The 12,577-nt window shown below is 73.7% G+C and carries 14 protein-coding genes; 9 read left to right on the top strand and 5 right to left on the bottom strand.

The genetic code is table 11. The annotated features are described in order from the left end of the window. Positions 1-10: 10 nt before the first annotated feature. The gene (locus Pme01_RS01525) at positions 11-208 is read right to left on the bottom strand and encodes a cold-shock protein (RefSeq protein ID WP_168113028.1); all 198 of its coding nucleotides are present in this window, start codon (positions 206-208) and stop codon (positions 11-13) included. Between the two features lie 23 nt (positions 209-231). Next, complete coding sequence (gene cofC / locus Pme01_RS01520) at positions 232-837, bottom strand: 2-phospho-L-lactate guanylyltransferase (RefSeq protein ID WP_239087964.1); 606 nt, start codon at positions 835-837, stop codon at positions 232-234. A gap of 188 nt (positions 838-1,025) precedes the next feature. Here cofC and Pme01_RS01515 point away from each other — a divergent pair, with 188 nt between their 5' ends. From Pme01_RS01515 to Pme01_RS01495, 5 genes are all read left to right on the top strand, one after another. Next, on the top strand, positions 1,026-1,754 hold the full coding sequence (locus Pme01_RS01515) for a lysophospholipid acyltransferase family protein (protein ID WP_168113030.1): 729 nt from the start codon (positions 1,026-1,028) through the stop codon (positions 1,752-1,754). 49 nt (positions 1,755-1,803) lie between these two features. After that, on the top strand, positions 1,804-2,799 hold the full coding sequence (locus Pme01_RS01510; RefSeq protein WP_168113031.1) for an NAD(P)H-dependent glycerol-3-phosphate dehydrogenase: 996 nt from the start codon (positions 1,804-1,806) through the stop codon (positions 2,797-2,799). After that, positions 2,796-3,929, top strand: a complete 1,134-nt coding sequence (locus Pme01_RS01505) for a cystathionine gamma-lyase (RefSeq protein WP_168113032.1) — start codon at positions 2,796-2,798, stop codon at positions 3,927-3,929. The genes Pme01_RS01510 and Pme01_RS01505 overlap by 4 nt, the downstream gene beginning before the upstream one ends. 9 nt (positions 3,930-3,938) lie before the next feature. Further along, complete coding sequence (locus tag Pme01_RS01500) at positions 3,939-4,613, top strand: uracil-DNA glycosylase (RefSeq protein ID WP_168113033.1); 675 nt, start codon at positions 3,939-3,941, stop codon at positions 4,611-4,613. Positions 4,614-4,682: 69 nt separating this feature from the next. Next, positions 4,683-5,774 (top strand): D-alanine--D-alanine ligase family protein, encoded by a 1,092-nt coding sequence (locus tag Pme01_RS01495; RefSeq protein WP_168113034.1) that lies wholly within the window; start codon positions 4,683-4,685, stop codon positions 5,772-5,774. 35 nt (positions 5,775-5,809) lie between these two features. Here the strand turns inward: Pme01_RS01495 and Pme01_RS01490 are convergent, their stop codons facing one another. Continuing rightward, positions 5,810-6,349, bottom strand: a complete 540-nt coding sequence (locus Pme01_RS01490; RefSeq protein ID WP_168113035.1) for a DUF3515 domain-containing protein — start codon at positions 6,347-6,349, stop codon at positions 5,810-5,812. A gap of 1 nt (position 6,350) precedes the next feature. Further along, on the bottom strand, positions 6,351-6,584 hold the full coding sequence (locus Pme01_RS01485; protein ID WP_168113036.1) for an Lrp/AsnC ligand binding domain-containing protein: 234 nt from the start codon (positions 6,582-6,584) through the stop codon (positions 6,351-6,353). A 136-nt stretch (positions 6,585-6,720) separates the two neighbouring features. Here Pme01_RS01485 and Pme01_RS01480 point away from each other — a divergent pair, with 136 nt between their 5' ends. After that, on the top strand, positions 6,721-7,662 hold the full coding sequence (locus Pme01_RS01480) for a thiamine-phosphate kinase (protein WP_168113037.1): 942 nt from the start codon (positions 6,721-6,723) through the stop codon (positions 7,660-7,662). A gap of 28 nt (positions 7,663-7,690) precedes the next feature. Continuing rightward, a complete protein-coding gene (locus Pme01_RS01475; RefSeq protein WP_168113038.1) occupies positions 7,691-8,158 on the top strand; it encodes a GNAT family N-acetyltransferase in 468 nt (155 codons plus the stop codon). Between the two features lie 72 nt (positions 8,159-8,230). On the opposite strand, the gene rpmB is transcribed toward Pme01_RS01475, so the two are convergent. Continuing rightward, positions 8,231-8,422, bottom strand: a complete 192-nt coding sequence (gene rpmB, locus Pme01_RS01470) for a 50S ribosomal protein L28 (RefSeq protein ID WP_168113039.1) — start codon at positions 8,420-8,422, stop codon at positions 8,231-8,233. A 169-nt stretch (positions 8,423-8,591) separates the two neighbouring features. Here rpmB and fakA point away from each other — a divergent pair, with 169 nt between their 5' ends. Together fakA and recG are read left to right on the top strand one after the other, a co-directional pair. Beyond that, the gene (gene fakA / locus Pme01_RS01465) at positions 8,592-10,376 is read left to right on the top strand and encodes a DAK2 domain-containing protein (protein WP_168113420.1); all 1,785 of its coding nucleotides are present in this window, start codon (positions 8,592-8,594) and stop codon (positions 10,374-10,376) included. Further along, on the top strand, positions 10,373-12,556 hold the full coding sequence (recG, locus tag Pme01_RS01460) for an ATP-dependent DNA helicase RecG (RefSeq protein ID WP_168113040.1): 2,184 nt from the start codon (positions 10,373-10,375) through the stop codon (positions 12,554-12,556). Before fakA ends, recG begins: the two co-directional genes overlap by 4 nt. Positions 12,557-12,577: the final 21 nt, after the last annotated feature.

The following is a 12,577-nucleotide window of genomic DNA, read 5'->3' as shown; positions in this document are numbered from 1 at the left end:
CGACCGGCGTTCACGGGAGAGTGGGCAGCGTAACCCTTGTCACAGCGCCGGAAGGGTCGCGGTCGAGGCGGACCCGTTGGCCGAGCCGCAGCAGCCGCAGCCCGGAGGCGGCGAACGCCTCGGCGGGGAACGCCATCTCCGATCCGTCGTCGAGCAGCACGGTGCCCGAGCCGGTCCGCTCGTCGAACGTCGCCACCGTTGCCTGCATCGCGGGTCCCTTCGCGTACCTGGCTACCGGCCACCATAGCGTGCGGCGCCCACGAGTTCGGCCGTGTGGCGCCCCAGTCCGAGTGCCGTCGCGGCGGCGAGGTCGGCCTCGGTGTCCACGTCCTGGCGCAGCGACGGCCAGTCCCCGTCGAGGCGTACCGCCCCGGACAGGGCGTGGGCGTGGGCCGAGCCCGGGCCGAACCGGGGGTCCAGGTCGACGCCGGGCCGCGCGGCCAGCATGGCGGTACCGGTACCCGTGGCGTCCGCGACGTATCCGCGTGGCCGGTGCGACAGCGCGGTCAGCGCGGCGGTCAGCTCGTCCGGGCGCAGCGCCGGCAGGTCAGCGGTGAGGGCGACCACCGGCGCGCCCGCCGCCAGCGCCGCGCCGCGGGCGAGCGCCGCGTTGAGCCCGGCGTCCGGACGGTCCGGTACCCGCTCAGCGCCCAGCTCGGCGAGGGCCGCCGCGGCGGCCGGCTCGTCGGTGACCACGAGTGCGCGCCTGACCAGCGGGCACGCCAGTACGGCGGCGAGGGTGTCGCGGGCCATGGCGAGGACGAGGCGGTCGTGAAGCGACGCCGGGACCGCGCCCCGCAGCCGCGTCTTGGCCATGGCCAGCCGTTTCACCGGCATCACCGCGACCCATCCCGTTCCCGTCACATCCGGCATCCTCGCGTACGCCGGTGGTGGCGGCGCGGGTCGGGTCGGACGGGTACCCGGATGGCCGGGCACCCCGGTCCGACCCTCTCTGGCCCAACGCGGGTGCGGGCAGGCATGATGCGGAAGCCGGTAGGCGACGGGTGGGTGACTGAGGAGGGGCCGTGGCGCGACGAAGGCTCGGTTTCTGGCGCCGGCTGGCGGTCGCCCTCGTCAAACCGGTGCTGTGGGTGCTGACGCGGCGGACCTGGTCGGGCATGGAGCACGTACCCGCGAGCGGCGGCGTCATCTTCGTGGCCAACCACAACTCGCACGCCGACCCGCTGGTGGTGGCGCACTACATCTACGACGCCGGGCGCTGGCCACAGTTCCTCGCGAAGTCGAGCCTGTTCAAGATCCCGGTGCTCGGGCCGTTCCTGGCCGCGGTGCGCCAGATCCCGGTCTACCGGGGCACCGCCGACGCGGCCAAGGCGCTCGACGCGGCGGTGGCCGCCGTCAAGGACGGTGAGACGGTCCTCATCTACCCGGAGGGCACCACGACCCGCGAACCGGACCTGTGGCCGATGCGGGGCAAGACCGGCGTGGCCCGGCTGTGGTTGGCCACCGACGCGCCGGTGGTGCCGGTCGTGATGTGGGGCGCCGAGCGGATCTTCGACCCGCGTACCGCCAAGCTGAGCCTGCGCCCGCGTACCCCGGTGACCGTGGTCGCCGGCCCGCCGATCGACCTGTCGAACTGGCGGGCGGCGGAGCCGACCGCCACGACGCTGACGGAGATCACCGAGACCATCATGCTGCGGCTGCGTGACATGCTGGGGGAGATCCGGGGCGGCACGCCGCCGCCGCTGTACACGCCCACGCCCACGGGCCGACCGCGGGTCGAGGAGCGTCCGTGAGCCTGCACGACCAGCAGAGTGCCGCAGTGCGTGGTGGAAGGAACGAGCAATGAGCCAGGTGGCTGTTCTCGGCGCGGGTTCGTGGGGGACCGCGTTCGCGAAGGTCCTCGCCGACGCGGGCCAGGCCGTGACCCTGTGGGCCCGCCGGGCGGACGTGGCCGCCGCCATCCGGGACGAGCACGTCAACCCCGACTACCTGCCCGGTCTCCGGCTGCCCGACGCCGTGACCGCCACCGCCGACCCGCGGGAGGCGATCGAGGGCGCCGACCTGGTCGTCATCGCCGTCCCGTCCCAGACGCTGCGCGGCAACCTCGGTGACTGGGCCCGCCACCTCGCGCCCGACGCCACCCTCGTCAGCCTGATGAAGGGCATCGAGCTGGGCACGCTGAAGCGGATGAGCGAGCTGATCGTCGAGGCCGCCGGCGTCGAGCCGGACCGGGTCGCGGTGGTGAGCGGGCCGAACCTCGCGCCCGAGATCGTCACCGAGCAGCCCGCCGCGACGGTCGTCGCGTGTACCGACCCGGACCGGGCCGCGCACGTCCAGAAGGCCATCGCGACGCGGTACCTGCGCCCGTACACCAACGACGACGTGATCGGCTGCGAACTCGGCGGCGCGGTGAAGAACGTGATCGCCCTGGCGTCCGGGATGGCCGAAGGGCTGGGCTTCGGCGACAACACGAAGGCCATGCTGATCACCCGAGGGCTGGCAGAGACGGCCCGGCTGGGCGTGGCGCTCGGCGCCGACCCGCTCACCTTCGCCGGGCTGGCGGGGATGGGCGACCTCGTCGCGACGTGTTCCTCGCCACTGTCGCGCAACCGTACCTTCGGCGAGCACCTCGGCCGGGGCGAGACGCTGGAGCAGGCGCAGGCCGCCACCCGCTTCACCGCCGAGGGCGTCAAGAGCTGCCTGGCGATCCGGGACCTGGCCGTCAAGCACGGCGTGGAGATGCCCATCACCGAGCAGGTCGAACGGGTCTGCCACGAGGGGCTCGACCCGCGGGTGGCGGTGGGGGCGCTGATGAGCCGGGAGCCGAAGTCCGAATGAGTTCTCCCGCTGACTACGGCGACAGCACCCGCAGCGTGCACGCCGGCCTGCCGGAGGCTGCCCTTCCGGGCCAGCCGTTCCTGCCCGGGCCGGTGTTCGCGGCCCCGTACCACCTGGACCCGGTCGCCGGACCGCAGGCGGGCGTGGACGGGTACGGGCGGCCCGACAACGCCACCCGGCGGGCGTTGGAGACCGCGATCGGGGAGTTGGAGGGTGGCGAGTGCGTCACCTTCGCCTCGGGCATGGCCGCGGTCTCCGCGGCGCTGCTCACCCAGGCGCGGCCGGGTGACGCGGTGCTGCTGCCGGCCGACGGGTACTTCCTGACCCGGTCCTTCGCGCAGGAGTCCCTGCCGGGCGTGACGATCCTGCTCGCGCCGACCGCCGGCCCGTACCCGTCCTTCGAGGGGGTCCGGCTGGTGCTGCTGGAGACGCCGGCGAACCCGGGTCTCGACGTCTGCGACATCGCCTCGCTGGCGTCGCGGGCACACGCCGCCGGCGCGCTGCTCGCGGTTGACAACACCACCCCCACCCCGCTCGGCCAGCGCCCGCTCGAACTCGGCGCCGACCTCGTCGTCGCGTCCGCCAGCAAGGCGCTCACCGGGCACTCCGACCTGATCCTCGGGTACGCGTGCACCGCCGACCCGGAGCTCGCGGCGCGGCTGCGCGCCTGGCGCAGCGGTACCGGCGGGGTGCCGGGGCCGTTCGAGGCGTGGCTCGCGCACCGTTCACTGGGCACGCTCGACCTGCGGCTGGCCCGGCAGTCCGAGAACGCCGCCGCGATCGCGGACCTGCTCGCCGGTCGGCCGCAGGTGTCGTCGGTACGGTGGCCCGGCCGGCCCGGCGATCCCTCGTACGAGATCGCCAGCCGGCAGATGCGCCGGATCCCCGGCATCGTCACGTTCACGCTGCCGTCGAAGGCGCACGTCGACGCGTTCCTGACGGCGTCGAGGCTGATCGCGGCGGCCACCTCCTTCGGCGGCCTGCACACCAGCGCGGACCGGCGGGCGCAGTGGGGCGACGACGCGCCGGAGGGGTTGGTACGCCTGTCGTGCGGGGTCGAGGACACGAGGGATCTGGTGGCGGACATCACGGCCGCCCTTGACGCCGCGGCTGTCGTACCCGGTACCTAGGGTTTGGGTATGGCCCTGGACCTGATGCAGTTGCTGCCGCCGGACTGGCGCGACGCGATGAAGCCGCACCTCGACGTCGACACCGTGGCGGCGCTCGGCGAGTTCGTCGAGCGGGAGTACGGGTCGCACCCGGTCTACCCGCTGCTGCCCGACCTGTTCACCGCGTTCCGCCTGTGCCCGCTCGAGTCGGCGCGGGTGTTGATCCTCGGTCAGGATCCGTACCACAAGGCGGGCCAGGCGCACGGGCTGAGCTTCAGCGTCCGGCAGGGGGTGGCGGTGCCGCCGTCGCTGCGCAACGTCTTCAAGGAGCTGCGCGACGACCTGGGCGTCCAGCCGCCGCCGCACGGCGACCTGACGGGCTGGGCGGCGCAGGGCGTCCTGCTGCTCAACGCGGTGCTGACCGTACGGGGTGGCGCGCCGGCCTCGCACGCCGGGCGCGGCTGGGAGCACGTCACCGACGCGGCCATCAAGGCGCTGGACGCCAAGGACAGCCGGGTGGTGTTCGTGCTGTGGGGCGGGTACGCGCGCAAGAAGGCCGGCCTGGTCACCGGTGCGCACCACGTCGTGCTGGAGGCCGGCCACCCCAGCCCGATGAATCCGCGCGGCTTTCTCGGCAGCCGCCCGTTCAGCGCCATCGACAAGGCTCTCGCCGAGGCGGGCCTGCCCCCGGTCCGCTGGGCCTGAGGCCGTCCACAGTAGACCCGACGGCCCGGAGGGGAGCGCGGGTGGTGCACGCACGGTAAGGTCTGGCGCGTGAGTACCCCACGCAAGACCCGCGTCGCCCTCGTGTTCGGTGGTCGCAGCTCCGAGCACGCGATCTCCTGTGTCAGCGCCGGTAGCGTCCTTGGTGCGCTGGACCCCGACGAGTTCGAGGTCGTCGGGGTGGGCATCACCCGCGAAGGGCGCTGGGTGCTCACGGATGGTGACGGAAAGTCACTGGCGATCGACGGGCGTACCCTTCCCGAGATCACCGACGGCTCGGGCTCCGCCATCGTGCTGGCCCCCGACCCGACGGTGCGGGAGCTGGACGCCCGCGACGCGATCGGCAGGCTGACCGACATCGACGTCGTGTTCCCGGTCCTGCACGGCCCGTACGGCGAGGACGGCACCCTCCAGGGTCTGCTGGAGATGGCCGGCCTGCCCTACGTCGGCGCCGGCGTGTTCGCCTCGGCGGCCGGCATGGACAAGGAGTTCACCAAGAAGCTCGCGGCGGCCGAGGGGATCCCGGTCGGGCCGTACGCGGTGCTGCGCGCCGGCCAGTCGCTGTCCGACACCGACCGGGAGCGCCTGGGCCTGCCCGTGTTCGTCAAGCCGAGCCGGGCCGGATCGAGCGTGGGCATCACCAGGGTGGACGACTGGGCCGACCTGGAGGCCGCCGTCGCGCTGGCCCGCCAGCACGACCCGAAGGTTCTCGTCGAGGCGGCCATCGTCGGCCGCGAGGTGGAGTGCGGCGTCCTGGAGGGGGAGTACGGCGGGGCGCCCGAGGCCAGCCTGCCCGCCGAGATCCGGGTGGTGCGCGACCACACCTTCTACGACTTCGAGGCGAAGTACCTCGACGACGCGTGCGAGTTCGACATCCCCGCGCAGCTCCCGGACCACGTCATCGAGAAGATCCGCGAGTACGCGTGCCGCACGTTCACCGCGCTCGACGGCGCCGGCCTGGCCCGGGTCGACTTCTTCGTCACGCCCGAGCTCGACGTGGTGCTCAACGAGATCAACACCATGCCGGGGTTCACCCCGATCTCGATGTTCCCCCGGATGTGGGCCGCGTCGGGGCTGGAGTACCCGAAGCTGGTCTCCCGGCTGGTGCGTACCGCGCTGCGCCGCGGCACCGGCCTGCACTGACGCTGGGTCCGTCCTCGCCAGAGCCGAGCCGCGTGTCAGCAGCCGGCGGGTACGTTCGCGGCCCTGGGTAGCGTGGTGGTGATCGGCCCGGAGAACTCGATCACCCACTGGCCGGGCGGGCGGTACGCGTCGGGCACGGTCACCCGTACCGGCGTCTGCCGGTCGACCGTGGTCCACACGGTGGAGCCGCCGCCCGACTGCGAGTACCAGCAGACGCCGGAGAGCAGGTACACGTCCGCGCCGGCGGGTGGCGAGACCGGTGGGGCGCCGCAGGACAGCGTGATCGGCGGGTCCCCGTACGCCGCGTTCTGCTCCGGACCCGCCGTCACCGGCCGGCGCGGCCGGTCGCGCAGCGCCCCGGGCAGGCGGTTCAGCAGCTCCCGGCACGCGGCCGCGTCCGCGGGGGCAAGCGAGGTGGCGGTCATCGGTACCGGCGCCGTCGACTGCGGGCGGGGGCGCTCGGACCGGTCGGATTTGAAGCCGCCCAGCGACCAGAACGCGATCAGCCCGACCAGGACGGCGACCGGCAGGGCGACGAGCGTCGCCAGTCGAGCCGGGGTGGTACGGGGAGCCATGTCAGAGGTGAACCACCGAACAGGTGAGGGTACGGGTGATGCCGGGCACCAGCTGTACCTTGCTGACTATCATCTTCCCCAGCTCGTCGACGTTGTGCGCTTCGGTGAGAACGATGACGTCGTAGGGGCCCGTCACCGCGTCCACCCGAACCACACCCGCGATGCCGCTGATCGCCGTGGCCACCTCGCGTGCCTTTCCGACCTCGGTCTGGATGAGGATGTACGCCTGGACCACGACAGAACTCCTTCCCGCCCGCCGGAACGCGGTTCGCACGTGAAACTACCGCACGGGTCACCGGGCTCGGCAGGTGTGCTTAGCTCAGCTGCCGGATAAACAAGGGTGGAGGCCCGGGGAGGAGTGGGAGTTCGCGATGACGGTGGCGAACACCGGCGAGTTCGGGCTGATCGCCCGGGTGACGGCGCGGCTGGGTACCGGCCCGGCGTGTCTGCTCGGTCCGGGTGACGACGCGGCGGTCGTCGCCGCGCCCAGCGGCCGGGTCGCCGCCTCCACGGACGTGCTCGTCGAGGGTCGTCACTTCCGGCGTGACTGGTCGAGCGCCCGGGACGTGGGTCACCGGGCGGCGGCGGCGAACCTCGCTGACATCGCCGCCATGGGCGGAGTTCCCACCGCTCTGCTGGTCGCCCTCTGCACCCCGCCGAACCTGGAGGTGCGCTGGGCCGAGGAGCTGGCCGACGGGCTGGCCGCGGAGGCGGCGAAGGTGGGCGCCTGCGTCGTGGGCGGTGACATGTCGGCGAGCCCGACCCTCACCATCGCGGTGACCGCCCTCGGGGACCTGGGGGACCGCGCGCCGGTCGTCCGGTCCGGCGCCCGCCCGGGTGACGTCGTGGCGGTCAACGGCCGGCTCGGGTACGCGGCGGGCGGGTATACGGTGCTGACCCGCGGGTTCCGCACCCCGAAGCTGCTCGTGGAGGCGTTCCGGCGGCCCGAGGTCCCGTACGCGGCCGGGCCCGAGGCGGCCCGGCTCGGTGCCACATCCATGATCGACGTCTCGGACGGGCTGGTCGCCGATCTCGGCCACATCGCGAACGCCAGCCAGGTGGGCATCGACGTCAAGCGCGAGGCGTTCGCCGTACCGGACCAGATGCGCAATGCGGCGGCGGCGCTCGGCGTGGACCCGTACCAGTGGATCCTGGCCGGTGGCGACGATCACGCGCTCGCCGCGACGTTCCCGCGGGACGTGGCGCTGCCGGCCGGGTGGGCGATCGTCGGGACGGTCGGCGAGGCCGGCGGCGGGGTGACCGTCAACGGCAGGCCGTACCGGGGCGCGGGCGGCTGGGATCACTTCAAGTAACGGGCGAATCCCGCCGTACCCTTTACCGGTGAACGCGATTCAGATCAGCACGACCCGCATCGACGACCCGGTGGCCCGCACGTTGGTCACCGCCGCATTGGCCGATCTCGGCGCCCGCTACGGCGGCGAGGGGGACGAGACCCCGGTCTCCCCGGACGAGTTCGAGCCGCCCGCCGGTCGCTTCCTGATCGCCTGGATCGACGGCGCGCCGGCGGGCTGCGGCGGCTGGCGGACCCTCGCCGAGGACGAGGCGGCGGCCGAGATCAAGCGGATGTACACCGTGCCCGAGTGGCGGGGCAGGGGCGTCGCGTCCGCAGTGCTGCGCGCGATCGAGTCCAGCGCCCGCGAGGCGGGCAAGACGAGGGCGGTACTGGAGACCGGTGACCGCCAGCCCGAAGCGATCGCCCTCTACCGAAAGCTCGGGTACGAGCGGGTGCCCAATTTCGGCTACTACAAGGACTACCCGGACTGCCTGTCGTTCGGGCGCCCGCTGTAAGGCGGATTCGGGGTACACGTAACCGCCGGGTCGCCATGCGGCGGCCCGGCGGTCAGCGAACTCAAGCGGGCGTCAGGCCCGGGCGACCTTGCCGGCCTTCAGGCAGGAGGTGCACACCTGCATCCGACGGGTGGTGCCACCGCCGGCAGGGACCCGCACCGTCTGGATGTTGGGGTTCCAGCGGCGGTTGGTCCGCCGATGCGAGTGGGACACGTTGTGTCCGAAGCCCGGCCTCTTGTCACAGACGTCGCACACGCTAGCCACGAGAATCTCCTGGGTTGGTCGCACTTGGTCACCCGCAGACACCCGGGCAACCTGACGAGAGTACCTGACACCGCGCAGGCCAAGCCAATCGGGCATCGGCGTGGAGCGCCACACCCGGCGGTGGGGCGGATGTCGTATCTCGGCACTAGGCTTTCCGGACGTGCCGGACGTGCTGCAAACCCTCGATGCCACGGTCGTACGGGACTGGTGCGCGACCGGGCTGGAGCGGCTGCGCCGGCACCAGCGGGAGATCAACGACCTCAACGTCTTCCCGGTACCCGACGGCGACACGGGTACCAACCTCGTGCTCACGGTGACCGCCGCCCACGAGGCACTGACGGCGGAGCCCGACGGCGGGGCCGGCCCGGCCACCGCGCTCGGCCGGGCGCTGCACTCGCTGGCCCGTGGCGCGCTGCTCGGTGCCCGGGGCAACTCCGGCGTCATCCTGTCGCAGATGCTCACCGGCCTGGCCGAGGTGTTCGCGGACAGTCCCGTCGCGGACGGCCGCGCCCTGGCCGCCGCGCTCGACCGGGCCGCCGTCACGGCGCGCGCGGCCGTGGCAGATCCGGTCGAGGGCACGATCCTCACCGTGGCCCGGGCCGCGGCCGACGCGGGGCTCGCCGCTGCCGATCGGGGGCTCGCAGTGACCGACGGCGGCGTGACGACGGCAGGCGGCGGCGAAACGACGGCGGCCGGAGGCCTGGCCACGGTCGCCCGCGCCGCCGCGGAGGCGGCCCGCGTGGCGCTCGCGCGTACGCCGGAGCAGTTGCCCGCACTCGCCCGCGCCGGGGTGGTGGACGCCGGCGGCCGAGGCCTGGTCGTCCTGCTCGACGCGCTGGTCGAGGTGGTGACCGGTACCGCGCCGGGGCCCGGTGAACCCGCCGCGCCGGGTCCCGGTGAACCCGCCGCGCCGCCCCGGCGCCCGCCTGCCGCGACCGCGCTCCGGGAGACCGGCTCCGACGAGTACGACTTCGAGGTGCAGTACCTGCTCGATGCGTCGGACGAGGCGGTCGACCGGCTGCGCGAGGTGCTGCGGGGGTTGGGCGACTCCCTGGTCGTGGTGGGCGGTGAGGGCACCTGGAACGTGCACGTCCACGTGAACGACGTGGGCGCGGCGATGGAGGCGGGCGTCGAGGCCGGCCGCCCGTACCGGATCTCGGTCACCCGCTTCGCCGACCAGCCCGGGCCGGCGCCGGAGGTGGCTCCGGTGTCGCCGGCGGTGGAGGCCGCGCGGGAGCCGGTACCGCCCGGGCCGGGAGTCGCGCCGGAGTCCGCCCGGGTGGAGCGGTCCGGCCGCGCGGTCGTGGTGATCTGCGACGGCGACGGCACCGCCGACCTGCTGGCGGCCGAGGGGGCCGCGGTCGTACGCCCGCACCCGGACGGCGCCGCGCCGTCGACCGGCGAGATCCTCGACGCGATCCGGGCCACCGGCGCCGTCGACGTGGTCGTCATGCCCAACGACCCGGACGTGCTCGCCGCCGCCACGGCCGCCGCGGACGAGGCGCGGGCGGAGCGGATCCACGTCGGCGTCGTCCCCACCCGCTCCGCGGTACAGGCGCTGGCCGCGCTCGCCGTACGCGACTCCGCCCGCCGCTTCGAAGACGACGTCATCGCCATGGCCGAGGCCGCCGGTGCCTGCCGGTACGCCGAGGTCACGACCGCGAGCCGGGACGCGGTGACCGTCGCCGGCCTCTGCCAGCGCGGCGACGTGCTGGCGCTGGTCGGGGGAGAGGTGACCCTGATCGGTCGGGATTTCGATGACGTGTGCCGGCGGTTGCTCGACCGGCTGCTCGCCGCCGGTGGTGAAATGGTCACGCTGCTGACCGGCGACGGGGTGCCGACGGGCCTGGTGGACAGCCTCACCGGACACGTGGGCCGGCGCTGGCCGTTCGTCGAGGTGCACTGCTACGAGGGCGGTCAGCCGCACTATCCGCTGCTGGTGGGGGTCGAATGACGACGACGACGCAGACGCCGCTGAAGGGTCTGGTGGGCGACAAGACCGCCAAGGCGCTGGCGGGGCATCTCGACCTCCACACGGTCGGTGACCTCATCTACCACTTCCCGCGGCGCTACGACGAGCGCGGTGAGCACACCGACATCCGTGCGCTGGAGGTGGGCGAGCAGGTCACCGTGATGGCCCAGGTGCAGCGCACGAACGTACGCCCGATGCGCCAGCGCCGCGGCCAGCTGCTGGAGGTGATCGTCGGCGACGGCAGCGGCGGGACGCTGACGTGTACGTTCTTCAGCCAGGCGTGGCGCGAGCGGGACCTGAAACCGGGCCGGTGGGGGCTGTTCGCCGGCAAGGTGACCGAGTTCCGGGGCAAACGCCAGCTCAACGGCCCCGAGTACGTGCTGCTCGACGAAGAGACGGCCACGAGCGAGGTGGAGGAGTTCGCCGGGGCGCTGATCCCGGTGTACCCGGCAGCCGCCGCCGTGCCCACCTGGGTGATCGCCAAGTGCGTCCGGGTGGTGCTGGACACGTTCACGCCGCCGGAGGATCCGGTGCCGGCGGGCGTACGCGCCGAGCGCGGCCTCGTCGGACTGGACACGGCGCTGCGCGAGATCCACCGGCCGTCCTCGCGCGAGTCGCTCGCCCGGGCGCGGCGGCGGTTGAAGTGGGACGAGGCGTTCGCCGTCCAGCTCACGCTCGCCCAGCGCAAGTACCGCGCGGCCGACTGGCCGGCCAAGCCCCGGCCGCGTCGCGACGACGGCCTGCTCGCCGCGTTCGACGCCTCCCTACCGTACGAGCTGACCGACGGCCAGCGCCGGGTCGGTGAGGAGGTGGCCGACGATCTCGCGGTGGCCCACCCGATGCACCGGCTGCTGCAGGGCGAGGTGGGCTCGGGCAAGACCCTCTGCGCGCTGCGGGCCATGCTCCAGGTGGTGGACGCCGGCGGCCAGGCGGCCATGCTGGCGCCCACCGAGGTGCTCGCCGCTCAGCACTACCGCAACGTGCTCGACCTGCTGGGCCCGATGGGCCGCGCCGGTGAGCTGGACTCCACGCCGGACGCGACCAGGGTCGCGCTGGTGACCGGTTCGCTCGGGGCCGCCGCGAGGCGGGCCACCCTCGCCGAGGTGGCCTCCGGCGCCGCCGGGATCGTCGTCGGTACGCACGCCCTGCTGTACGAGGGGGTCGACTTCGCCGACCTCGGCCTCGTCGTGGTCGACGAGCAGCACCGGTTCGGCGTGGAGCAGCGCGACGCCCTGCGGGCCAAGGCCGACCAGCCACCGCACGTCCTGGTGATGACCGCGACCCCGATCCCGCGCACCGTGGCGATGACCGTCTACGGCGACCTGGAGACCTCGGTCCTGTCGCAGTTGCCGCGCGGGCGGTCGCCGATCGCCTCCCACGTCGTACCCGCTGCCGACAAGCCGGCGTTCCTCGACCGCGCGTGGCGACGGTTGCGCGAGGAGGTGGCCGCCGGTCACCAGGCGTACGTGGTCTGCCCCCGGATCGGCGAGGCGACGGCCGGGGAGGACGAGGAGGAGGCGCCGCCGCCGGAGGACGGCCAGGAGCGCCGGCCACCGCTGGCGGTACTGGAGGTCGCACCGCTGCTCGCCGAGGGGCCGCTGCAGGGCCTGCGCATCGGGGTGCTGCACGGGAAGCTGCCGGCCGACGAGAAGGACGCGGTGATGCGGGACTTCGCCGCCGGCAAGCTGGACGTACTGGTGGCGACGACCGTCATCGAGGTCGGGGTCGACGTACCCAACTCCACGATGATGGTCATCCTCGACGCGGACCGGTTCGGAGTCTCCCAGCTGCACCAGTTGCGCGGCCGCGTCGGCCGGGGCAGCGCGGCCGGGCTGTGCCTGCTCGTCACCGAGGCCTCGGAGGGCACCCCGGCGCGGGAGCGGCTCGACTCGGTGGCGTCCACCACGGACGGGTTCCGGCTGGCCGAGCTGGACCTGGAGCAGCGGCGGGAGGGCGACGTGCTCGGCGCCGCGCAGTCGGGCCGGCGCTCGCATCTGCGGCTGCTGTCTCTGCTGCGCGACGCCGACCTCATCCGCGACGCCCGGCTCGACGCGCTCGCGCTCATCGAGGCCGACCCCGAGCTGGAAGGGCACCCGGAGCTGGCGGCCATGCTGGCGCACTTCGTGGACGAGGAGCGCGCCGAGTACCTCGAGAAGGGCTGACGGTGCGGGCCGACGGGAGGT

Source organism: Planosporangium mesophilum (assembly GCF_016863255.1).
GTDB lineage: Bacteria > Actinomycetota > Actinomycetes > Mycobacteriales > Micromonosporaceae > Planosporangium > Planosporangium mesophilum.
The sequence above is the reverse complement of the archived record's forward strand: the minus strand, read 5'-3'. Positions and strand labels throughout refer to the sequence as shown.